Origin of the sequence: Ligilactobacillus murinus DSM 20452 = NBRC 14221, assembly GCF_001591685.1 — a bacterium.
GTDB classification, from domain to species: domain Bacteria; phylum Bacillota; class Bacilli; order Lactobacillales; family Lactobacillaceae; genus Ligilactobacillus; species Ligilactobacillus murinus.
Genome location: NZ_BCVJ01000012.1, coordinates 1 through 23,500, shown reverse-complemented (window position 1 = coordinate 23,500; position 23,500 = coordinate 1). Strand labels below are relative to the sequence as shown.

22 protein-coding genes are annotated in these 23,500 nt (G+C 41.2%); 14 read left to right on the top strand and 8 right to left on the bottom strand.

All coding sequences use genetic code 11. From position 1 onward, the window contains the following. Position 1 precedes the first annotated feature (1 nt). Together lplA and LMU01S_RS03835 are read left to right on the top strand one after the other, a co-directional pair. Positions 2–1,021, top strand: a complete 1,020-nt coding sequence (gene lplA, locus LMU01S_RS03840; RefSeq protein WP_056960156.1) for a lipoate--protein ligase — start codon at positions 2–4, stop codon at positions 1,019–1,021. A 174-nt stretch (positions 1,022–1,195) separates the two neighbouring features. Next, the gene (locus LMU01S_RS03835) at positions 1,196–2,059 is read left to right on the top strand and encodes an alpha/beta hydrolase (RefSeq protein ID WP_056960154.1); all 864 of its coding nucleotides are present in this window, start codon (positions 1,196–1,198) and stop codon (positions 2,057–2,059) included. Positions 2,060–2,114: 55 nt separating this feature from the next. Here the strand turns inward: LMU01S_RS03835 and ispE are convergent, their stop codons facing one another. The 4 genes from ispE to LMU01S_RS03815 form a co-directional block, all read right to left on the bottom strand. Next, positions 2,115–2,990 carry a 4-(cytidine 5'-diphospho)-2-C-methyl-D-erythritol kinase gene (gene ispE / locus LMU01S_RS03830; RefSeq protein WP_056960152.1) on the bottom strand — a complete coding sequence of 292 codons (876 nt, stop codon included), beginning with the start codon at positions 2,988–2,990 and terminating at the stop codon, positions 2,115–2,117. 77 nt (positions 2,991–3,067) lie between these two features. After that, positions 3,068–4,201, bottom strand: a complete 1,134-nt coding sequence (locus LMU01S_RS03825; RefSeq protein ID WP_056960150.1) for a glycerate kinase — start codon at positions 4,199–4,201, stop codon at positions 3,068–3,070. A 107-nt stretch (positions 4,202–4,308) separates the two neighbouring features. Beyond that, complete coding sequence (gene argH, locus LMU01S_RS03820) at positions 4,309–5,694, bottom strand: argininosuccinate lyase (protein WP_056960148.1); 1,386 nt, start codon at positions 5,692–5,694, stop codon at positions 4,309–4,311. Continuing rightward, the gene (locus tag LMU01S_RS03815) at positions 5,687–6,901 is read right to left on the bottom strand and encodes an argininosuccinate synthase (protein ID WP_056960146.1); all 1,215 of its coding nucleotides are present in this window, start codon (positions 6,899–6,901) and stop codon (positions 5,687–5,689) included. The genes argH and LMU01S_RS03815 overlap by 8 nt, the downstream gene beginning before the upstream one ends. 371 nt (positions 6,902–7,272) lie before the next feature. Between LMU01S_RS03815 and purR the strand changes: the two genes are divergently transcribed. From purR to LMU01S_RS03800, 3 genes are all read left to right on the top strand, one after another. Then, positions 7,273–8,106, top strand: coding sequence for a pur operon repressor (gene purR, locus LMU01S_RS03810; RefSeq protein WP_004048778.1), 834 nt, complete (start codon positions 7,273–7,275; stop codon positions 8,104–8,106). A gap of 150 nt (positions 8,107–8,256) precedes the next feature. Further along, positions 8,257–9,657, top strand: coding sequence for a bifunctional UDP-N-acetylglucosamine diphosphorylase/glucosamine-1-phosphate N-acetyltransferase GlmU (gene glmU, locus LMU01S_RS03805; RefSeq protein WP_056960144.1), 1,401 nt, complete (start codon positions 8,257–8,259; stop codon positions 9,655–9,657). 94 nt (positions 9,658–9,751) lie between these two features. Further along, on the top strand, positions 9,752–10,726 hold the full coding sequence (locus LMU01S_RS03800) for a ribose-phosphate diphosphokinase (protein WP_010689673.1): 975 nt from the start codon (positions 9,752–9,754) through the stop codon (positions 10,724–10,726). Between the two features lie 75 nt (positions 10,727–10,801). On the opposite strand, the gene LMU01S_RS03795 is transcribed toward LMU01S_RS03800, so the two are convergent. Next, on the bottom strand, positions 10,802–11,026 hold the full coding sequence (locus LMU01S_RS03795; protein ID WP_056960143.1) for a hypothetical protein: 225 nt from the start codon (positions 11,024–11,026) through the stop codon (positions 10,802–10,804). 261 nt (positions 11,027–11,287) lie between these two features. On the opposite strand from LMU01S_RS03795, the gene LMU01S_RS03790 reads away from it, so the two are divergent. Both LMU01S_RS03790 and LMU01S_RS03785 read left to right on the top strand, forming a co-directional pair. Further along, positions 11,288–11,959, top strand: coding sequence for a DUF6198 family protein (locus tag LMU01S_RS03790; RefSeq protein ID WP_056960140.1), 672 nt, complete (start codon positions 11,288–11,290; stop codon positions 11,957–11,959). Between the two features lie 62 nt (positions 11,960–12,021). Next, positions 12,022–13,644 (top strand): ABC-F family ATP-binding cassette domain-containing protein, encoded by a 1,623-nt coding sequence (locus tag LMU01S_RS03785; protein WP_004048765.1) that lies wholly within the window; start codon positions 12,022–12,024, stop codon positions 13,642–13,644. 75 nt (positions 13,645–13,719) lie between these two features. On the opposite strand, the gene LMU01S_RS03780 is transcribed toward LMU01S_RS03785, so the two are convergent. Together LMU01S_RS03780 and LMU01S_RS03775 are read right to left on the bottom strand one after the other, a co-directional pair. Then, positions 13,720–14,184, bottom strand: coding sequence for a low molecular weight protein-tyrosine-phosphatase (locus tag LMU01S_RS03780; RefSeq protein WP_056960138.1), 465 nt, complete (start codon positions 14,182–14,184; stop codon positions 13,720–13,722). Between the two features lies 1 nt (position 14,185). Then, complete coding sequence (locus LMU01S_RS03775) at positions 14,186–15,151, bottom strand: biotin--[acetyl-CoA-carboxylase] ligase (RefSeq protein ID WP_056960136.1); 966 nt, start codon at positions 15,149–15,151, stop codon at positions 14,186–14,188. Positions 15,152–15,245: 94 nt separating this feature from the next. Here LMU01S_RS03775 and LMU01S_RS03770 point away from each other — a divergent pair, with 94 nt between their 5' ends. The 4 genes from LMU01S_RS03770 (at position 15,246) to LMU01S_RS03755 (ending at position 18,593) form a co-directional block, all read left to right on the top strand. Then, positions 15,246–16,355: a YibE/F family protein gene (locus LMU01S_RS03770; protein WP_056960133.1), complete on the top strand. Its 1,110-nt coding sequence runs from the start codon at positions 15,246–15,248 to the stop codon at positions 16,353–16,355. Further along, the gene (locus LMU01S_RS03765; RefSeq protein WP_056960131.1) at positions 16,342–17,109 is read left to right on the top strand and encodes a YibE/F family protein; all 768 of its coding nucleotides are present in this window, start codon (positions 16,342–16,344) and stop codon (positions 17,107–17,109) included. Before LMU01S_RS03770 ends, LMU01S_RS03765 begins: the two co-directional genes overlap by 14 nt. Before the next feature lie 93 nt (positions 17,110–17,202). After that, the gene (locus tag LMU01S_RS03760; RefSeq protein WP_056960129.1) at positions 17,203–18,207 is read left to right on the top strand and encodes a hypothetical protein; all 1,005 of its coding nucleotides are present in this window, start codon (positions 17,203–17,205) and stop codon (positions 18,205–18,207) included. 17 nt (positions 18,208–18,224) lie between these two features. Further along, complete coding sequence (locus LMU01S_RS03755; RefSeq protein ID WP_172477232.1) at positions 18,225–18,593, top strand: DUF3899 domain-containing protein; 369 nt, start codon at positions 18,225–18,227, stop codon at positions 18,591–18,593. A gap of 652 nt (positions 18,594–19,245) precedes the next feature. Here the strand turns inward: LMU01S_RS03755 and LMU01S_RS03745 are convergent. After that, entirely contained in the window at positions 19,246–20,559 is a 1,314-nt protein-coding gene (locus LMU01S_RS03745) for an HD domain-containing protein (RefSeq protein ID WP_056960125.1), read from the bottom strand. A gap of 119 nt (positions 20,560–20,678) precedes the next feature. Here LMU01S_RS03745 and LMU01S_RS03740 point away from each other — a divergent pair, with 119 nt between their 5' ends. The 3 genes from LMU01S_RS03740 (at position 20,679) to pyrG (ending at position 23,479) form a co-directional block, all read left to right on the top strand. Further along, positions 20,679–21,089 (top strand): YwiB family protein, encoded by a 411-nt coding sequence (locus LMU01S_RS03740; RefSeq protein WP_056960123.1) that lies wholly within the window; start codon positions 20,679–20,681, stop codon positions 21,087–21,089. Positions 21,090–21,133: 44 nt separating this feature from the next. Beyond that, positions 21,134–21,709: a DNA-directed RNA polymerase subunit delta gene (gene rpoE, locus LMU01S_RS03735; RefSeq protein WP_056960121.1), complete on the top strand. Its 576-nt coding sequence runs from the start codon at positions 21,134–21,136 to the stop codon at positions 21,707–21,709. A 171-nt stretch (positions 21,710–21,880) separates the two neighbouring features. Continuing rightward, positions 21,881–23,479 (top strand): CTP synthase, encoded by a 1,599-nt coding sequence (gene pyrG / locus LMU01S_RS03730; RefSeq protein WP_004048741.1) that lies wholly within the window; start codon positions 21,881–21,883, stop codon positions 23,477–23,479. Positions 23,480–23,500: the final 21 nt, after the last annotated feature.

Sequence of the window (23,500 nt, the reverse complement as noted above, 5' to 3'; positions counted from 1 at the left end):
AATGCAGTATCTAGTAATGCAAACTGATGATATCAGAACTAACTTAGCAACGGAACAGTATTTGATGAACAGTGGTAAATTGGAAGCAACATTTATGCTGTTTTATATCGAAAAGCCATGTATCATCGTAGGTCGAAACCAAAATACGATGGAAGAGATCAATCAGAAATATTGTGAAGATAACGAGATCACGATCACCCGTCGCCTTTCCGGTGGTGGTGCGATGTATCAAGATCTAGGCAATATGTGTTTTAGCTTTGTCGTGCCAGCTAAAGATCAAAAATTTGGTGATTTTAAGACATTGGTCCAGCCGATCGTCAGAGCATTGCATGAGATGGGCGCTACCAAAGCTGAGGTGACAGGGCGCAATGATATCGTGATCGACGGTAAGAAATTTTCTGGTAATGCGATGTATACAAAGGGTGACAAAACTTTTTCCCATGGGACTTTGATGTTTGATGTGGATACAAGTGCTGTCGAAAATGCGTTGCGTGTACCTAAAGATAAGATCGAATCAAAGGGTGTTAAGTCAGTTCGTTCGCACGTAACAAATATCAAACCCTATTTGGATAAACAGTATCAAGCACTAGATACCTTCGGCTTCCGGGATGAATTGATCAAAAAGATCTGGCAAGTAGATTCATTAGAGCAAGCCCAAAAATTCGAATATTATTTAGATGAGACGGATAAAGCTGAGATCGCAAAAATCGAACAAGAGCTGTATAAAAATTGGGATTGGGTCTATGGACGTTCTCCCGAGTTTACAGTTCAAAAAAGACATCGTTTCACCGGTGGAACGATCGATGCACGTTTCTTGATCGATAATGGCGTGATCACTTCGGTCAAGATCTACGGTGATTTCTTTGGTAAAAAAGATGTCGGTGAAGTAGAAGCGCTCTTGGTGGGTGTAAAATACGCTCCAGCGGAAATTCGTCAAGCTTTAGCTAAGCTAGATCTCACCCAATATTTTGCTGGTATTCCAACTGAAGAAATAGTAGAATTGTTAGCAGTCCAAAAATAAGACTTTAGTAAAGATCCCGTTATGAAGCTCATAGCGGGATCTTTATTTGAGCTTATCTCATTACTGATGAAAATAATAGAAATTATTAAATAAAAAATTGAAGTCAAAACGGATGCATAAATCAGCAAAAAGGACTATAATTTATGCACTAGTAGAAAGAAGGCGAGCACAGTCTTGAAAAAATGGTGGGTGATTTTAGGCAGTGTTTTAGTCGGGCTGATCTGCCTCCAATTATGGCTTTTACGTGGAACACCTGGAGAAGCATTACGCACGAAACAGTTGCGTTCGGATATTGCGTATAGCGATGTTCCAACGCTCCTAGTCCCTGGATGGGGTGGGAATGGTTGGACTTACAGTAAATTGATCGAATACTACCAAAAAGAAAATATCGCACAAAAGACGATGACGATCCATGTGACGCCAACGGGTAAGGTCAAGGTCCAAGGTAGTGTAGCTAATAAGAAAAATGCTTTGATCCAATTGATCTTTGATTGGAATTATACAAAAGATTACCAACCACAGACAAAGTGGCTGCAACAGGTACTTACACGCTTGCACCGAGATTATCATGTCGATAAACTCAATGTGATCGCACATTCATGGGGCGGGAGTGCTTTGATACATGCTTTGGCAGATTCAAGTTCGTTACAAAAAGAGATCGCTTTTCCTAAGGTGATCTTATTGGGAACACCGATCGATGAAAGTGTAGATGAGAATACGAGCTATGCCAAGGCTCAAACCAAAGCCTCGACCGATAAAAATTATCAGCGCTTGTTGAAGAAATTTAAAGAATTTGATCCACTTGCTAGTATCGATTTTTATAATTTGATGGGCTCGGTCGATGGTGAAAAAACTGACGGCTCGGTGCCCAATGTACAGTCACTATTTTTGAAAAATATCATTCATCCCAATTGGTCTAAATATTATCAAGCTGTTTATACCAATACGGATTATACCGACTTGCATCAAAGTGCTAAAGTTTTGGATACGATGGATAAGATCTTGTGGAATAACCGGCCGCTTGCATGGCATCATTAAAAAAAGACCAGATAGAGTTCTTAAACAGTTAAGGACTTTATCTGGTCTTAGTTTTTTAAAAACAAGCTTGCTGGTCTAAATTATAAGGACTAACGATGTAAACTTCCTTACAGAAACCACGTAAACTATTGTAAATATGTTGGGCTCGTGAAGCTTTTTGGCAGACCCCAAAAACTGTTGGTCCACTGCCGCTCATTTGGGCTGCATCACAGCCAAATTGGAGCATTTTTTCCTTGATCTTCAAGATCTCAGGGTGGCGTCTAGCAGTGATCGGTTCTAAAGTATTTCCCATCTTAGTGACCATCGTTGCATAATCTTGGGCCTTGATCGCACAAACGACAGCATCGACATCTTGATGTTTGATCTTATCATAATCGATCTTTCTTAAGATGCTAGGGGTTGAGACACTGTCGCGTGGTTTAGCGATGATGAGCTTCAATGGGGGTAAAGGACCGATCGGGGTCACGATCTCGCCCTTACCAGTCACAAGGGCTGGTTCGCTATAGATACAAAACGGAACATCTGAATCGATCTCTAGCCCGATCTTAGCAAGTTCTTTGCGTGAGAGTCCAAGCTGCCATAACTTGTTTAAGCCACGTAGGACAGCCGCAGCATCCGAAGACCCACCCCCCATGCCGGCAGCTACGGGGATATTTTTATCGATCGTGATCGCTACGCCTTCATTGATCTGGTATTTATCGCGCAACATCTTAGCGGCTTGATAGGCTAAGTTTCGTTGATCACTTGGTAAAAAACCAGAGTCAGTCGAGACGGTTATCTTATGCGAGTTAGGAAGGGTCTGGATGTGTACGTAATCGGCTAAATCAACTGCGATCATTACCATTTTCCATTCTGGCTCACCGTTTTGATGACGAAATGGGGTATCTAAGCTGAAGTTCAATTTAGCCGGAGCTTTCTCCGATATCTCCATTTGATTCACCTGTCTATCATTGAAATTATTAGTTTAATTATACTGAACTACGCGCTATTTTAAAAGAGTCAAACACGCTAAACGAATTTTTGCAATAAATGTGCCACTTCATTTGCTGTTTGTGTCAAGTGTTTTGGTCCTGATCTTAAGGCCTGTTCCAAGTTGATAACACCAGGAGTACACGAAAAGACAGCATCAAAACCTAATTGATGCAATTCAGCAACGGCTTCGAGCTTACCAGCTAAGCCGATCACGGTGCAATCAGGTGAAACGGATCTGACCGCGCGTAAAACCCCAAGGGGCGTCTTTCCTAATTTTGTTTGGCTATCTAAACTGCCTTCGCCGGTCAGTAAAATATCAGCTGCAGTCGCTTTTTGCTCAAGACCAGTCAAAGTGATCGCGAGCTCGACCCCTGAAGTTAAGGTAGCGTTAGTGAAAGCAAGCAATGCCCCACCGATCCCACCAGCTGCGCCTGCACCAGGAGTAGTGGCGATATCTTTACCATAAGTAGCCTTGATAATTTGTGAAAAATTAGTCAAAGCTTGTTCAAGTTGGATCACAGCCTCAGGGGAAGCACCTTTTTGCGGGGAAAAGACCATACTAGCCCCGTTAGGTCCAATGAAAGGCGAAGCTACATCACTAGCAAGGGTGATCTTAGTTGTTTGTAAGCGCGGATCTAAGGTGCTGATGTCGATTTTTTTAAGTGCTTGTAGATGGATCCCGCCTAGAGGCAATTCATAGTCAAACCGATCATAAAATTTAGCGCCTAAGGCTTGAAGTAAGCCAGCACCACCATCATTAGTCGCACTACCTCCAAGACCTAAGATGATATGCTCTACACCAAGATCTAAAGCATGTTTGAGCAATTCGCCTGTTCCGTAACTAGTAGCCGTCAGAGGATCTTTTATACCGTTACAAAGATGTAGTCCGCTAGCAGCCGCAGTCTCAAGGAGTGCAGTTTTGCCCGCATCGATCACGGCCAATTTTGCTGTAACTGTTTGTTTTCTTGGTCCCATTACTTGATAGGAATAAATTTTTCCAGGAACAGTATTTAAGATCGTATCGACAAAGCCTTCTCCTCCATCTGCTAGTGGGATCAATTCATATGTAGCTGTGGGAAAGATGGGTTTAAAGCCAGCATAGATAGCTTGGGCTGCTTCATTGGCAGTCATACTTTCTTTGAAAGAATCGGGTGCAATGATGATTTTCACGAATAAAAGGCCTCATTTCTAGTGCTATTATCTTTGAGTTTAGCGCAAGGCCAAATAAAAAGAAAGGATAAAAATTTCACAAGTTCAATTTCTATCCTCTAGTTAAATTATTTAATTTTTTGCATAAACTGCTCAGCAAGTTCGATCTGCTGTTCAACTTGGGCAAAACCAGTTCCGCCATAAGAGTTACGGCGCTTGACGGCTGTTCTTTGATCAAGAGCAGAATACACATCTGCTTTGATCTGCGGTGAAAATTTCTGGAAAGTTGCTAAGTCGGTATCTTGAAGTGTTTGCTGTTGTTTGATCTGGTGTAAGACTAACTTGCCGGCGATCGCATGCGCTTGACGGAAGGGCACTCCATTTTTAGCCAAGTAGTCGGCTAGTTCTGTGGCATTAGAAAAATCAGTCGTGAGCACTTGTTCCATCCGCTCTTGGTTGACACTCAATGTTTCGACCATTTGAGTGCAGATCTTAAGACAGGGGATGATCGTTTTGACAGCATCAAAGACACCTTCTTTATCTTCTTGCATATCTTTGTTGTAGGCTAAAGGAAGGCCCTTTAATACTGTTAGTAGACCGATCAGATCACCAAAGATACGGCCGGATTTCCCCCGGATCAATTCAGCCATATCAGGATTTTTCTTTTGGGGCATGATCGAGCTTCCTGTAGCGAATTTATCGGATAGTTCAAGATAGCCAAACTCATAGCTACACCATAAGATAAGTTCTTCACAAAAACGGGAAAGGTGGACCATCAAGATCGAACTATTGCTTAAAAATTCCAAGGCAAAATCACGATCAGATACGGCATCTAATGAATTGGCATAGATCTCACTAAACCCCAATTGGTCTGCGCTAAATTTGCGATCGATCGGAAATGTTGTTCCTGCTAAAGCTGCTGCACCTAATGGACAGATGTCGGTGTGCTTTTGATTGAAGTCAAAACGCTCATAGTCACGTTTGAACATTTGCCAGTATGCCATCAAATAGTGGGCGTACGTGATCGGTTGGGCGTGTTGTAAATGCGTAAAACCAGGCATCAGTGTCGTTTGATGCTTTTTTGCTTGACACAATAACGCTTTTTGCAATTCAGCGATCGCCTCCAATACTTGGGGAAGGCGCTTTTTTAAATAAAGATGTAGATCAGTTGCAACTTGATCATTTCGGCTTCGGGCAGTATGAAGTTTACCTGCAACTGGGCCGATCTCTTGGGCTAACAGAGCCTCTAAATTCATATGGATATCTTCGTTTGCGACTGAAAATTCCAGTTCACCCGTAGTTAGTTTGTGTGCTAACGTTTCTAGCCCCGCAATTATCTGATCTGCTTCGGTGGCATTCAAGATCTGGGTATGTTTGAGCATTTTTACATGGGCAAGTGAACCTTGGAGGTCTTCTTTTGCTAGCAACTGATCAAAACTGATCGAAGCTCCAAATTCATCAACGAATTGATCCGGGGACGCTTCAAAACGTCCCCCCCATAATTTATCACTCATAGCTATTTCCTCCATTTTTTTGTTGAACTTGGGCATAGACTTGAGTTGGAAGGCCAAAAAGCTTGATGAAACCACTGGCAGCTTCTTGATCGAATTGATCAGCAGCAGTATAGGTCGCTAGCTTTTCATCGTATAAGGAATTAGGCGATCTGCGACCTTCACAAATGACGTTACCCTTGAATAATTTGACGCGAACAACACCAGTAACATTAGTCTGGGTCTGCTTTAAAAAAGCTTGGAGCGCGGGCATCAACGGTGAGAACCACAACCCGTTATAGATCAATTCACTGAGCTTTTGTTCGATCACAGGTTTGAAATGGGCGACTTCTTTTTCAAGCGTGATATCTTCAAGATCTTTGTGGGCTGTCATCAAAACCGTAGCTGCTGGACACTCATAGATCTCACGGGATTTGATCCCGACCAGCCGATTTTCGACGTGATCGATCCGCCCGATCCCATGTTGGCCAGCCAAGCGATCAAGTTTTAAGATCAAATCAGCTAATTTAAGTTTTTCTCCCGCTAATTTAACGGGGACACCTTGATCAAATTCAAGTTCGATCACACTGGGAACGTCAGGTGTTTGCTCTAAAGGTAAAGTCCGAGCATAGGCGTCTAGTGGAGCACTTTGCCACGGGTCTTCTAAAATACCGCATTCATTTGCCCGTCCCCATAAGTTTTCGTCGACTGAATAAGGGCTTTTTTTGTTGATCGGCACGGGGATATTATTTTGGAGAGCATAGTCGATCTCTTCTTCTCTAGACCAATGGTTATCTCTGATCGGGTCTTCGATCAACATTTCCGGAGCTAGCGCATGGATCCCGACTTCAAACCGGACTTGGTCATTGCCCTTACCGGTACAACCATGCGCGATCGCACTTGCTTTGTAGGCTTTAGCGATCTTGACTAGGTGTTTAACGATCAAAGGACGTGAAAGAGCTGAAACGAGTGGATATTTTTGTTCATAATATGTATGAGCTTGGAGTGCCGTTAAACAATATTGACTAGCGAATTCGTCTTTAGCATCAATGACTAAAGACTCAACTGCGCCTACTGCTAAACCTTTTTCTTGGATAGCAGCTAGGTCTTTACCTTCACCAACATCAATACAACAAGCGATCACATCATAGCCTTTATTTTTGAGCCAAGCGATCTCAACGGAAGTATCTAAACCACCAGAATATGCGAGTACGACCTTTTTATTTGCCATTTTAAAAACTCCTTTATACATTTGTTGAGGCTATCATACAATTTTTATGCAAATAATTCAACAATAAACTAATATTTATTCGTATTAAATTTAGTTTATATAATTTTTATACATAAAAAGTTATATATTTATCCTGAAGTAGAATTTAAAAAAAGTATTGACGCTAGCCGATGACAGTGATAACCTATAATAGTTTGTTTCAGAACCGAACGTTAATCAGAAAGAGAAAAAAGATCTGATAAAACAATTTTGAATCGGGGTTTATCGCCTGAAAAACGAACTTTAAAATTATTTAAAGCTTAAAAACTAGGAAAAATCCGTTTGATAACGTATAATGTAACTAAAATTTCAAAAACATTGGGGGAATAAATTTGAAAACCAGAAGAAGTGATCGATTGATCGATATGACGAGATATCTCTTAGAATCACCGCATACATTGATCTCGCTGACCTTTTTTGCTGAACGCTATGAATCAGCGAAGTCTTCGATCAGCGAAGATCTTGCCATTATTAAGCGGACTTTCAAATTACGTGGGATCGGTATTTTAGAGACGATCCCAGGTGCAGCAGGTGGTGCGCGCTTTATTCCTTCAATGGAAGAATATGAAGCTCGTGAATTTATTGAAGAGATGACAGCCGAACTTTCAGAACAAGATCGCCTTTTACCGGGCGGATATGTATACTTGTCTGATCTTTTAGGCCGACCTGACGTTTTACGTAAAGTTGGACGCGTGATCGCACGCCAATATATCGATAAACAGATCGATGCGGTGATGACAGTGGCAACTAAAGGGGTCCCGATCGCTCAAAGCGTTTCTAGTTACTTGAATGTGCCATTTGTGATCGTGCGTCGTGATTCTAAGATCACTGAGGGTTCGACTGTTTCGGTCAACTATGTATCTGGTTCAAGTGAACGGATCGAAAAGATGGAATTGTCCAAGCGCAGTCTTAAGCGAGGCTCTAATGTGTTAGTCGTCGATGATTTCATGAAAGGTGGCGGCACGGTCAATGGGATGAAGTCAATGATCGAAGAATTCGAGTCAAACTTAGTCGGGATCACGGTTTTTGCTGAAGGTTCATTTGATGGAAAACGCATGGTCGATGACTACACTTCATTGCTAAAAGTTGATCAAGTCAATACTTTAGATAAGACGATCTCTGTTAGTCCAGGAAACTATTTAGAAAAAGTATTTGGTAACAAATAAAGCCGTTGAGCGCTAAACATCAAGTCAGGTGTTTAGTGCTTTTTTGATTGGGTTTGGACGCTTGAAACTAGGGTGACAGTGGTTTATCATTAGATAGTGTTTACTAATTATTCTGAGAAAGGGATGCCTTTAGTGAGGCAAGATTCTGAAATGACAGCAAAATATGCAATCGTCTTGGCAGCGGGTCAAGGCACACGAATGAAATCAAAATTATACAAAGTATTACATCCAGTCTGCGGTAAGGCAATGGTCGACCATGTTTTGACTGAGCTTGAAAAAGATCAGATCGATGAGATCGTGACGATCGTGGGACACGGAGCGGCTAAAGTTGAAGAGACTTTAGGAAAGCGGACAAAATATGCTCTACAAGCTGAACAATTGGGCACAGGTCATGCTGTTTTACAAGCCGAAGAACTTTTAGGTGACAAACAGGGGATGACTTTGGTTACATGTGGCGACACTCCGTTATTTACAGCAAAAACATTTGCTAAACTATTTGAACAACATGAACAAAGTGGCGCAGTCGCAACTGTTTTGACAGCTAAAACGGATGAACCATTTGGTTATGGGCGTGTGATCAGAAATCATCGCGATGAAGTTGAAAAGATCGTCGAACAAAAAGATACGACCCCAGAAGAAGCTTTGGTAAATGAAATCAATACAGGTGTTTATTGCTTTGATAACCAAGCTTTGTTCAAGACTTTGCATGAAGTAAAAAATGACAATGCCCAAGGTGAATATTACTTGCCTGATGTGATCGAGATCTTAAAAGCCAAAGGTCGCCCAGTCGGAGCTTACTGCATGGATGAATTTGAAGAATCAATGGGTGTCAATGACCGGATCGCCTTGGCTAAGGCAACTAAAGTCATGCAACGTCGGATAAACGAGTTGCATATGAAAAATGGGGTCACATTGATCGATCCAGCCACGACTTATATCGAAGCTGACGTTAAGATCGGAGCCGATACTGTGATCGAGCCCGGTGTCAGTTTGAAGGGCAAGACAGTCATCGGAGAAGATTGTGTGATCGGGGCGCATTCTGAATTACGCGATACAGTTTTAGAAGATGGGATCGAAGTAAAAGCTTCCTTCCTTGAAGGAGCCATCATGCGTAATGGCTCTAATATCGGACCATACAGTCATTTGAGACCACAAGCTGACATTGGTGAAGGCGTGCATATCGGTAACTTTGTTGAAGTTAAAAAGGCAACTTTAGGCAAGAATACTAAAGTTGGGCATTTGACCTATGTTGGCGATGCGACTCTTGGAAAAGAGATCAACGTGGGCTGTGGCACGGTATTTGTCAACTACGATGGTCAAAATAAACATCATACTAATGTGGGCGACTATTCGTTTATCGGAAGTGGTTCAAATATTATTGCACCAGTTGAGATCGCAGACCACGCCTATGTGGCAGCGGGTTCGACGATCACCGAAGATGTAGCTTCACGTGAGATGGCGATCGCTCGCGGACGTCAAGTGAATAAACCAGGATATTATGATCGTTATCCAGTCGCAAAAGCAGCGGCAGAAAGCGAAAATAAGGATTAGTTTATCTCAAATCCAAAAACCTTTCTAAAAAGCTTGATTTTAGTAGAATAAATGAATAGTATTATAATTAGATAAATTTGTTTTGGAGGATGCTATGTCTGAAAACTATAATAGTTCAAAGATCAAAATTTTTGCTTTGAACTCAAACAAGCCTTTGGCTGAAAAAATTGCTGCTGCTGTTGGCGTACCTTTGGGAAAGACCTCTGTTGACCGTTTTAGTGATGGTGAAATTCGCATTAACATTGAAGAATCAATTCGTGGTGATGAAATTTTTATCATTCAATCGACTTCAGCACCGGTCAATGACAATTTGATGGAACTTTTGATTATGATCGATGCCTTGCGTCGTGCAAGTGCAGCTACGATCAATGTTGTTATTCCGTATTACGGCTATGCTCGTCAAGATCGTAAAGCTCGTTCACGTGAACCGATCACAGCCAAGTTAGTTGCAGATATGGTTGAAAAAGCTGGGGCAGACCGTGCGATCATGTTAGACTTGCACGCTGCTCAAATTCAAGGCTTCTTTGATATTCCAGTTGACCACTTGATGGGTGCCCCATTATTGGCTGACTACTTCTTGACTCAAGGTTTGGATAAAGATGCAGTTGTGGTTTCACCTGACCATGGTGGTGTGACACGTGCACGTAAGTTAGCTGAATTTTTGAAAGCACCGATCGCAATTATTGATAAACGTCGTCCACGTGCCAATGTTGCTGAGATCATGAACATCATTGGTTCAGTTGATGGCAAACGTTGTATCTTGATCGATGATATGATCGATACAGCTGGTACGATCACTTTAGCGGCTCAAGCATTGATGGATGCAGGGGCGATCGAAGTTTATGCTTCCGCAACTCACCCAGTCTTGTCAGGTCCAGCGATCGAACGGATCGAAAAATCACCGATCAAACAATTGGTAGTGACAGACTCTATCCAACTTCCAGAAGAAAAACAGATCGATAAGTTAGTTCAAGTTTCAGTTGGGCCACTTATCGGGGATGCGATCAAGCGGATCCACGAAAACAAACCGGTCAGTCCATTATTTACGACTCGTTTCCGGAGAAAATAGCTCAAACTAAATAGGAGAAAGCAATCTAGCTCGACTAGATGCTTTCTCCTATTTTTGTGTTAAGAAAACAGTTTTTTATTTTAATCGTTTCACGACAGAAAACGCTTTAGCTTTAGCGTGTTCTTCGGCGATCGCCGCTGCTTCGTCAAAGATAAAGTACGGTTTGCCATCTTTTTCTTGGGCGATCAAGACAGGCTTAGCAGCCTTGTGGTGATAGATCTGGGCAGCAACATAGGCATTTTCAAAGTCAAAATCACTAGCGATCGAATCACCAGGATTAAAGAAGATATTTTCACTCATAAAATTCACGCCTTTCATATGGTCTCAACTACAAGTCAATTGTAGCACTAATTTATCTCAGTGCGTAGAAAAACGGTAGCTCCGTAGAAATAACTGCAAGCTGGCCGTGATGTGAGTTCATCATGGATAGCTTGCAGTTATTTTTTAGGAGCTGTTTTTCGGAGCATGACAATATCTCAGTGTGTAGAGAAACGGTAGCTGATGATGCGAGTTGACATAACGCAGAGACTGACCTACTCTGATATTGATAGGGGGAAGAAAATGCAAGCAATACAGACGATAAGTAAGCCAAAATTATTAGGCTACTTTATTTTTTCGATCTTTTTAAATAGTTTAGGCAATGCCTTGACGGTTGCGATCAATTTAGGGAGTGCGCTTTGGACCGCAGCAGCTGTTAATCTTTCAAAAGTCTTACCGATCACGTTGAGTGTGATGTTGATCTTATCCGGGATCATTGTTATCATGACAAACATCATCATTTTAGGACGGTTTGATTTTAAACGAGTTTTGGGTAATTTGATCTTTATGGTGCCATTTTCATGGCTAGTAGGTGTTTTTGAAGTCCAATTACTAAAATTACATATCACATACCTCCCACTGTGGTCGCAAGTGATACTAGATTGTTTGGGAGTCGTTTTGATCGCAGTAGCTATTTCGATCTATCAGCGCGTAAATTGGATGCTCCATCCAGTTGATGACTTAATGCAGATCATACGGTTCAAATATTTACATGGTAATGCGACAGTAGCGCAATTGCTCGTCTTTACACCGCCGATCATAGCGATCGTGATCTCACTGTTAGTGACACATCAGCTATATGCGATAAATATTGGTACGCTGTTTGCTTTGGCTTTTCAAGGCACAATAGTTGGAATAGCCGACAAAGTTGTTTTTCCAAGTCTAAGACACCAAAATTTAGCCACGAAGCTTTGAGTTTTTGGTGCAGTAATATGTTACAATAGAAATTATAACTTAAAGAATGCGAGGAAATATCATTGATCACAGTAAGCGATGTAAGTTTGAACTTCTCAGGACGTTTGCTCTATGATGACGTCAATTTAAAATTTACACCAGGTAACTGTTATGGCGTTATCGGAGCCAATGGTGCTGGTAAGTCCACTTTCCTAAAACTATTAGAAGGTAAATTGACACCAACGACAGGGACGATCACGACTGGACCAAATGAACGGATCTCTAGCTTGAACCAAAATCACTTTGGGTTTGAAGAATTTGAAGTGCTTGAGACCGTGATCCAAGGCCATAAGAAACTCTATGATATCATGAAAGAAAAAGATGCTTTGTATGCCAAAGCTGATTTTACTGAAGAAGATGGGTTAAAGGCAGCCGACTTAGAAGCGCAGTTTGCTGAAATGGACGGCTGGAATGCTGAAGCAGATGCCTCTCAATTGTTACAATCAGTTGGGATCGCTGAAAGTATGCACACCCAAAAGATGAGTGAGTTATCCGAAAGTGAAAAGGTCAAAGTGTTGTTGGCGCAAGCGCTTTTTGGTGAACCAGACATTTTATTGCTAGACGAACCAACAAACGGTTTAGATGTGCAAACGATCAGCTGGTTGGAAGATTTCTTGGCGGATTATCCTAAGATCGTGATCGTTGTTTCTCACGACCGCCACTTCTTGAATCAAGTCTGCACGGAAATGTGTGATGTTGACTTTGGTAAGATCAAGCTTTATGTGGGTAACTATGATTTTTGGTTGGAATCAAGCCAATTAGCTGCTAAATTGCAAGCCAATGCCAATGCTAAAAAAGAAGAAAAGATCAAAGAGTTACAAGAATTTATCGCACGTTTCTCAGCCAATGCTTCTAAGTCTAAGCAAGCTACTTCACGTAAGAAACAATTAGAAAAGATCACTTTAGATGATATCAAACCATCTTCACGCAAGTATCCATTCGTTAAATTTGAGATGCAACGTGAATTGGGAAATGACTTAGTTCGGGTCGAAAATGTTTCAAAGACGATCGATGGGGTCAAGATCTTGGACAATGTCAGCTTTATGATCCGCCCAGGTGAAAAAGCTGCGATCATTTCAAGAAATGACTTGGCAACAACGACTTTGATGCAGATCTTAGCTGGTAAATTAGAACCAGATACCGGTTCTGTGACTTGGGGCCAAACTGCGATCCCAAGTTATATGCCACGTGATCTAGATGCTAACTTCAACAATGATGAATTGTCGATCTTAGATTGGTTACGGCAATATGCGGATAAAGAACAAAATGACAATACTTTCTTGCGGGGCTTTTTAGGTAAAATGCTCTTCTCAGGTGATGACATCGATAAGCAGATCAAGGTCTTATCTGGGGGCGAAAAAGTGCGTTGTATGTTATCCAAGATGATGCTTGAAAAGGGCAATGTCTTGTTATTAGATGACCCAACTAACCACTTGGATCTTGAATCGATCACGTCTTTAAACGACGCGTTGATCGACTTTAAGGGTTCGTTGATCTTCACTTCTCACGACCACCAATTCATCCAAACGATCGCTGATCATATCATTGAAGTTTCAGGCAAGGGTGTCGTTGATCGTTTTGATACGACCTATGATGAATTCTTGAACCATGAAACCGTCCAAGAACAAGTAAAAGAATTATATTAAAAATAGACTAAATAACGCGGGACCGACTTAAAGCGTAAAGCTACGCATCTTGTCGGCCCCGCGTTATTTATATAGTTATATCCTCTTTTTTAGATATTCGAACCAAAATGGCAAGGCTTCGCTTAGATCAGCGTAAGTTTTTGCAAAATCACCAGTATACCAAGGGTCAGCTACGACATGGTCTTCTTTTCCAGGGGTCAGTGAGTAAACTAATTTGACTTTAGCGGCTGAGTTTTTATCCGGTGCCATTCTTTTAGCATCCCGGAGGTTATTTTCATCCATCACTAAGATATAGTCAGCTTCTAAAAAATCAGTTGCATTTAGTTGGCGTGCGATCATATTAGTGGCTGATAGACCGTGTTTAGCTAGTTCATTGACAGTGCGCCTATCAGGTGGAGAACCTAGCTCGTATGTGCTTGTAGCTGCAGAATCGACTTGGATCTGTGAACTCAGCCCCGCTGAAGACACCAGATCCTTAAACATTGCTTCAGCCATCGGGGAGCGACAGATATTTCCGAGACAAACAAAAATAACTTTCATATTACACCTTCCTAACTTTGATAACTTCGCCAGAATTCAAAACTTTTCCGTTCTCTAAGACTAAAGCACCGTGGTTGTTAATGTCAATTACTTGTGCTTCTAAGGTACCAGTGGGGCGTTGGATAGTGACGTGTTTACCGATCAAGTCACAGTGAGCTCGGTATTCATCCATAAAAGATCCCGTCGTATAATTTTGGTAAATTTTGAAGAATTCATTTAGATAGGTCGCGATGAAACGGTTGCGTGAGAGCCGATTTTTTTTGACATAAGGTGCTAAAGTTCCGACTCGTGCTTGAAGCTCAGTGGGAAAAGTTGAGATCTCAGTTAAAAAGTTGATCCCAGTTCCAACAACTACTTGACTCAAACTTTGAGTCTCTAGATCAGTTATCCCTTCGGTCAGGATACCACAGATCTTTTTATCATCAACTAAAACATCGTTGACCCATTTGATCGTGGGCTTTAGCGCCAGTGTTTTTTCTAAGGTGCGAGTGACCGCGATGGCAGTTGCTGTCGTGAGTAACCCAGGATCAAAATCAGGGCTTTTGTTGGCTAAGAGGATACTAAGATAGATCCCGGTATTTTTAGGTGAGATAAAATCCCGGTGATAGCGCCCATAGCCAGCTGTTTGATGGTCGGCGATAACAACTAGTGGTGTTTGTGAAGTAGGGTTTAATCCAAGTTCTTTGGCTTTGAGATTAGTCGAAGGAAGTGAGTCAAATACTTGGAGTTCTAGGTCTAAGTCTAAAGAAAGAGCTTGTAAGATCGCAGTTTGATTCAAAGTATCACTATCAGTGTAGCGATAGCCCACATGTGGTTTGCTGTCGATCTGATAGCCGGCTTTTCTTAGCTGTTCGATCGCTTTCCAGATCGCTGCTCGGGTGAGCTGTAAACGATCAGCTAATTCTTGCCCGGAAAGATAAGTTTCACTTCTTGTCAATAATTCTAAAACACGTTCAGAAGTTTTCATTAGGGCACATCCTTTTCAAAGTTTAGATATATTTTAACATGTTAAGGGCTAAGTTGTGATATGGTTAAATAAACTGATTTTTGGAGGAACTAAAATGAAAGTCAACACCAAAACATGGCTCAAGCTAGCCTTGATCTTGGTCAGTGGCCTATGTTTATATTTATTTTTGCGCAATGATGCATTTTTATATCAACAACCGATCGGAAAAGTGGTCGCCGTTAAGCAAGCTACACCAGAAAAAACGACCGATGTGTATAATAATAGCGATGAGACGACCCGCCAGACGTTGACGTTAGAGATCTTAAATGGCAAATACCGTGGGCAAAGCTTTAAGGTCAATAACACTTATTCAAGCTCAGGCGGACTTGACCAAAAATATCATCTAGGGCAACAAATATTTGTCAATATCCATGAACATCGTGGCCAAAAAGATGTCGTGATCTCACACTATAAGCGAGACGTCTATTTGATAATGTTGAGTTGGTTGGTCGTTGTATTACTATATTTAACGATGCAGTTTCAAGGGATACGTTCGTTATTGAGCGTAATCTTAAATTTCGTCTTATTTTTATTGATAGTCCAAATGGATGTCTTTTTGAATCTGACAAATTTCTTTTGGCTTTTTGCAATAGCGGCTTTGCTCTTTACTGCATTATCCCTAGCGTTAGTGATCGGCCTAAACAAGCAATTTAGCGTGACTTTTTTGGCGATCTTTTTAGGAACGACCAGTGCGCTAGTCATTGGCTGTTTAGTCTTGTATTTTACTAAAAGCAAGGGCGTACACTATGAAGCTTTAGATTTTGCCACGCAATCACCTAAGCAACTTTTCTTAGCCGCGACAGTGATCGGTTTATTAGGGGCAGTAATGGATGCAGCAACGGATATCGTTTCAACGCTTTTTGAGATGAAACGCAGCCAACCTGAATTGACGAAGCAACAATTATTCAAATCAGGTCAAGTGATCGGACGCTCGGTCATGGGCCCACTGATCAATGTCTTATTGCTGATCTTTTTTGCCGAAACGTTTGCAATGTCGGTCTTATATTTTAAGACAGGCAACAGTATTGCCTATACGTTTGAGTGGACGATGGCTTTAGGAGTCGTTCAAGCGTTGATCAGTGGGATCGGGATCGTTTTAACGGTTCCGTTAGCTAGTTTTTTGAGTGCCCAGTTTTTAGGGGGGAAGCAAAATGTCGGCAATTAGTATTTTAACGTTTATTTTAGCGGCATTGATGTTGATAGTTGGTGGTAAAGCTGGCTTGACTGCATTTTTTAGTGCCGTCTTCAATTTTATTATTTTGTTTATAACAGTTATCTTGATCACAGGTGGGTTGCCACCAGTTTGGGTCGCATTTTTTGCAGGCGTTTGTATTCTAGCGATCACGATCTATATGGGAAATAAGGATGAAAAAACGGCCAATATTGCTTTTAAGGCGACGTTGATCGTGTTGATCGTAATGTTGATCTTGATCATTCCGTTGGATCATTTCGCTCAGATCAAGGGTTTTGCTAACGAACAATCAGAAGAGATCGAAGCGTTTGATCTTTTGGTCGGGGTCAATTTTGAACAATTGCTCATTGCAACAACTGTCTTGAGTACTTTAGGCGCAATTGCCGAAGCTGCGATCGCTGTTGCTAGCGGTTTGAATGAATTGATCGAACAACGCCCCACGATCACTTTGCCTGAAGTTTTTAAAAGTGGCAAGACGATCGGCTTTCAGATCATGGGGATGACGTTTAATACGTTATTCTTTGGGATGTTTGGCAGCGACTTAGCTTTATTTATTTTATTATATAAGTTAGATGCTGATTTTAGTTACTATTTGAACTCTAAGATCTTTGTCAAAGAATGCTTAGCAGTCCTTTATTCAGCGATCGCCGTGATCTTTGTGATCTGGATCACGACGTATTTGGTCGGCAAAAAGCTCAATGAAAAACGAGCCCAGATCGATAAATGATCGAGTAAAATGGTATAATGTAACTGTAAGATCATTATGCTGTTTGTTTAAAGCAGAAAGGAAAAGCTATTTTTTAATAGTCGGCTGATAGTTATGAAAAAACAAAGAATATTAACGTTGAGCTGTTTGTTTTTTAGTGTGATATTTATCTTGAGTGCTTGTTCGAATAGTCAAACAGCGAATAAGACTAGTGAAAGCACGAGTCAGACAGTTCAAGTTAAAGTCAACGAACGCTATCAAAATGCACTGTCATATTTGGAATCAGGTGAAAATAAGCAGGCTTATGATGAATTGAATAAGATCAAAAATATCAAGCAAGCCCCGACCCATGTGCGGGCCTTAAAAGCCGATCTTGCTTTGCTATTAGCAGCTAAAAAAGCTGTGACGGCAGCTAAGTTGACCGAAACGGAGAAATACCTAGGTCAATTGGAGAAAGTTGAATCACCGACAGCTTTAGTCAAACAAGTCAATGAACTTGAAAAAGAATATCAGGCCGTAAAGTTGGCTAAACATTATGCCGCTGAAGTTGAACAATATTATCAGGCTGGTGCTTATCAAGCAGCGGGTGGGAGTTTGCAAGCCTTAGACTCACTATCGAGCAAGTATCAAGCTGTGGCGATGTTACAAGAAAAAGAAACTGGATATAAAGCTAAGATCGCTTCGGCTCAAGCAACGGCTAGCTCTGAACAAAGTAGTACCGCTACTAGTGCTAGTGAAGTAACTGCGTCGAGTAACGTGACGCCTAAAGCTGGCTACACTAATGCACGGAGCTCAAAGTTACTAAGCTCAGAGTATAAAAAAGAAACTGGCAGTGAGATCGCCAGTGCTCCAAGTGAGGCGGTCTCCTCGATGTCAGCTAAGATGAGCAACCAAGATGTCTTGAGTGCCTTTCGGAAGGCGACTGCGATCCCACAAGAAGCTGGGGACCAATATTATGTTCAAGACCTAGGTAATGATCACTATCAGATCGAGATCAGACATACCAGTCCAAGTGATCCGCAAGTTTCCAATTTGAAGGGGATGTATCGATTTGATCTGGCCAGTGGCGCTTCACAAAAGTTAAATGAAGTCAGCGGACAGTACGAAAAACTTAATTAACAATGGGTGAGAAGAGAATGCAATTTGTCAAAGAAAACATTTGGCTCAAAGGTGATCTAGTGATCGCAGGGATCGTGTTGCTCTTGACGATCGTTGGGCGTTTGACTAGCAACCATATTTTGGTTTCAGATATTTTATTTATGAGTGGACTAGCATTATTGTGTTTAATGATGTTTGATATTTTACTCCACGCTAACTTGTTGGCTGGGTGGTTTCAACGCCAACGCAAAGGTGAAAGTGATGAAGAATTTGCTAAACGCAAGATCGATATCAAACGAGTAGCTTCAGAAAAGAAAAATGCCCCGATCCATTTTAAGAAGTTTAGCTTCAATTGCTTACTTTTAGGGAGCTTTATGATAATTTTAGCTGTTGTCGTCACATTGTAAATTTTGATGCGGCGGAGAAAAACTACTATTGGACAACAGGATAGAAAATGAACCATGATCTTTGATTTTTCAAAGATCATGGTTCATTTTTTATAGCTTCATCTGAGAAATGGGCTCAAACCAAAATAGCTCACATCTGATTTAAGTCTGAGCTGTTTTGTCTTTGAGCGCTAAATAGATCACGCCTAAACTTGCACTCATCGCTAAAATAAAATTCAATAAAACTACGACTTTGACTGAAAGATATGTCAAAAGTAAGCTCGACAGCAGCAACGATACTAACGAGGATAAGCGTCCGCAGCTCGAACGTAATGAAGTCAGCGATGAGATATGCGTTTTAGAAACTGTTTTGGAAAATAACACATTACTGAAGTATTCAAAAAAGGTAAAGATAAAAACTAAGACTAAATAGCTGAGTAAAAAGCTCATTTTGTCTGTAATATTTTGAATTTGAGCAAGATATTACGACAGGACGCTCTAAAATGGAGCAAGCTTTACAGGTATTCAAAATTTTAGGCGAAAATGATATCCATAGTCAGTATGCAGATCATTACACTAAGACCATAGGATCAAAAAAGCATAGTGATATATAAAAACGGTCGTAAATGACCGAAAAGTCATTTACGACCGTTTATCCTATTTTTTAGCCTCTTTAGATGAGCCGATCATTTTTGATGTGTTGCAAAAATTCTTGATAGTAAGGTTGAAAGATATCTTGTTGCTCTTCAGGTGTACCTAACATCTGTTTAGGAAAGAAGAAGCGCTCGTCTCCTAGTTCTTTATCAGTCACAGCCTTGACTAGCGGTGAGACCTCGGATAGTTCTTCTAGTTCGCCATTTGGTTGGATCAAATTGATCTTGGCTTTAGAATCATAAAGCGCATAGGGTAAGTTGAAACTATCATTAGTTGCAGTGTAGTAATTGGCATCATAGCCAGAATTAGTCACTAATGCGGCCAACTTTGGTAACAGCCCAGTTTGCTTTTCTGTGACGCGTACTGATTTTAAAGGTTGGCGATCTAAGAAGCGTTGGGCTAAGTCACTTAAGATCGGATCTTTGGCAGTTCGCCAGTTTTCAAAGCAAGTATTTAAGATCCCATCGTCAAGGCGCAAGTAATTTGCGAGTGTGAAATCTTTTTCAAAGAAAGGCCGTAACAGCTCGGTGGCAAAATCTTTGGGTAATTTACCAGCTAAATAGAGATCTTTAGCGCGCTTTAGCAAGTGGCCTAAAATAACTTCCATCGAGCGTGAAACGGGATGGAAATAGACTTGTTGATACATTTGCAGCCGACTGATGATATAATCTTCGACCGCATGCATCCCACTGTATTCAAAGACGATCCCATTTTCACTTGGACGCATGACACGTAAGATCCGGGTCAGATCAAAGGTTCCATAGTTAGCCCCAGTGAAATACGAATCGCGTAAAAGGTAATCCATCCGATCAGCGTCGATCTGGCTAGAGATCATTTGGACGACTTGGGGATTGGGGTAAGTCTTAGCGATCACGCTAGCAACTTTTTGGGGAAAGTCAGGCGCGACTTGCTTTAAAACTGCATTGATCTGGGTGTCTTCTGATGTGATGATCGTACGGGTCATCTCTTCATGATCGGTTTCAAAAATATGCTCAAATGTATGTGAGTAGGCCCCGTGTCCAACATCATGTAAAAGGGCAGCGCATAAGGCTACTAAGCGCTCATTATCATCCCAACCACCATCCCCTTGTGTTTTAGTGGCATAGTTTCGTGCAAATAGATCACAGATCCGCCGAGTGATCTCGTAAACGCCGACCGAGTGTGTAAAACGAGAATGCTCGGCACTATGAAAAGTGTAATTAGTCGTTCCCAGTTGCTTGATCCGCCGCAAGCGTTGGAATTCGCGGGTGTTGATCAGATCGAGAATGACTTGATGTTTGATATAGATATAGTCATGGATCGGATCACGCAAGACCTTTTCTAAAGGTAACATTTTTGAGGTATAGCGAGTTGTGATTTTAAAGCCCCCTTCGTAATAATTATTGTTATAATAAGTATATACGTTGAGTGATCAATTGTACATGTTTAGAAATGGGGTAGAGCGTTTTGACAATGCAAGTACCAGTGGAAATAAAATTAAAAACTGTTCAAACTCAGGCAGGTGAGATCGAAAAATTTGAATTGCTCGAACAGGGTGAATTGACGCGTAAAGGAGAAACTATATATTTACGGTATACTGAGGCTAAAGCTGGCGCCCAAACGATCTTAAAGATCAAGCCAGCTGAATTATTGCTGACTAGACGCCAAGGGCAATTAGCTTTGCAGTTAAATTTAGTTGAAGGTCAGCAAACCAATGCTAAGTATAAGACCGCTTATGGGATCATTTCTCTGGTGGCCAAGTGCACGACTTACAAATATGAACCGCTCGCTGAAACTAGCGGTGAGTTAAAGGTGGAATATCTTTTATATTCGGGTGAAGAATTATTGGGAGAATATAAATTAGAATTGCAATTCAAAGCTTAATATTGTAAGATGAAGAGTAAACTGTGGAAAGGACGTGTACCAGTTTGGAGCTAGAAATATTCAAAGATGCTAACCGCAATGAATTATCAATGGTCGAAGTTGCACACGCAATTTTAAGTCAAAAAGGTGATGTGATGGCCTTTGCTGACTTAACAAACGCAATTCAAGAATATCTTGGTAAGAGCGACCAAGAGATCCGTGATCGTTTAGCGCAATTTTATACAGATTTAAATGTTGATGGCAGCTTCATCTCTTTAGGAGATAATCTTTGGGGCTTACGCTCATGGTATCCATTTGAATCGATCGACGAAGCACTCGTTCACTCTGAAGACGAAGAAGAAGAAACTCTTCCACGCAAGAAGCGTAAGAAGGTCAATGCTTTCTTGGCTGATGCAACTGACGATGATGACGTGATCGATTACAATGATGATGATCCAGAAGATGTTGATCTAGATGATGATTATGATGATGAAGACGATGATGATGAAGATCGCGAATTGAAAGCTTATAGCAAAGATCTAAGTGATATCGACGATCCAGAAGATGAAGAAGATGATCTTCCAGATGGTATCGAAGGTCAGTTGACTGAATTGTCAGATGCTGATTTAGAAGATCAATAATTTTATGCTTGACGTCAAGCAGTGTTTTATGTAAAATTCAATATGGGCGCTTCACTTATAGGTGAAGTCAGACGTACGGCAAGGCAAGCTCCCTATTCTAAGAGGTGAATAGGGAGCTTGTTATTTTTGTTAGTTCTACCCTGATAAATTAAATTAAAGGAGCATTTAATAATGACCAAGTATATTTTTGTTACGGGCGGCGTTGTTTCATCTCTAGGTAAAGGTATTGTTGCCGCTTCACTAGGCCGTTTATTGAAAAACCGCGGATTAAAAGTTACGATCCAAAAATTCGATCCATACATCAACGTTGACCCAGGGACGATGAGCCCATATCAACACGGTGAAGTTTTCGTGACCGATGATGGTACAGAGACTGATTTGGATCTCGGTCACTATGAACGCTTCATTGATATCAATTTGAACAAATACTCAAACGTTACAACTGGTAAGATCTACTCAGAAGTTTTGAAAAAAGAACGCCGTGGTGATTACTTAGGCGCAACAGTCCAAGTTATCCCACACATTACAAATATGATCAAAGAAAAGATCATGCGTGCTGGCACGATCACTGATGCAGATGTTGTTATTACAGAGGTCGGAGGTACAGTAGGCGATATCGAATCACTTCCATTCCTTGAAGCTTTGCGTCAAATGAAGTCTGAAGTCGGTAGTGAAAATGTTGTTTACATCCACACGACTTTAGTACCATACTTGAACGCAGCTGGTGAAATGAAGACAAAGCCGACCCAACACAGTGTAAAGGAATTACGTGGTTTAGGTATCCAACCAAATATTTTGGTCGTTCGGACAGAAAAACCAATTTCTCAAAGTATGCGTGATAAGATCGCTAATTTCTGTGACGTTGAACCAGAAGCTGTGATCGAATCAATGGACGTGGATACACTTTATCAGATTCCATTGAACCTACAAGCACAACACATGGATGATATCGTATGTAAGAAGTTGCATCTTGAAACACCAGAAGCTGATATGACTGATTGGAGCAAATTAGCTGATAAGGTACGTAACTTAGATGGTGAAGTTAAGATCGCTTTAGTTGGTAAATATGTTCAATTACCTGATGCATATATCTCAGTTAACGAAGCCTTGCGTCATGCAGGTTATGCGATCGATTCTAAGATCAAGATCGATTACTTTGATTCCGAAAAATTGACTGCTGAAAATGTGGCTGAACAATTAGGTGGCTATGATGGGATCATCGTGCCAGGTGGTTTTGGTGACCGTGGTCTTGAAGGGATGATCCAATCGATCCGCTATGCGCGTGAAAATGACGTACCATTCTTAGGTATCTGCTTAGGTATGCAAATGGCATGTATTGAATTTGCCCGCGATGTGTGTGGTCTTGAAGATAGCAATACGGCTGAAGTTGATCCCAATGCTAAGAATAAGATCATCGATCTGATGGCTGATCAAGCTGAAGTTCAAGAGATGGGTGGTACACAACGTCTAGGCATTTATCCATGTAAATTAAAACCTGGAACAAAGACAGCAAAAGCTTACGGTGACCAAGATGTGATCCAACAACGTCACCGTCATCGCTATGAATTTAACAACCAATACCGTGAGATCATGGCGCAAAAAGGTTTAGTCTTTGCTGGTACTTCACCAAACAACCATTTAGTTGAAGTTGTGGAAATTCCTGAAAACAAATTCTTCGTGGCTGCGCAATACCACCCAGAATTCTTGTCACGTCCACAACGTCCAGAAGGTTTATTTGCAGCTTTCGTAACGGCGGCTGCTGGAAAATAGCGCATTTAAAAGCACTTCGAT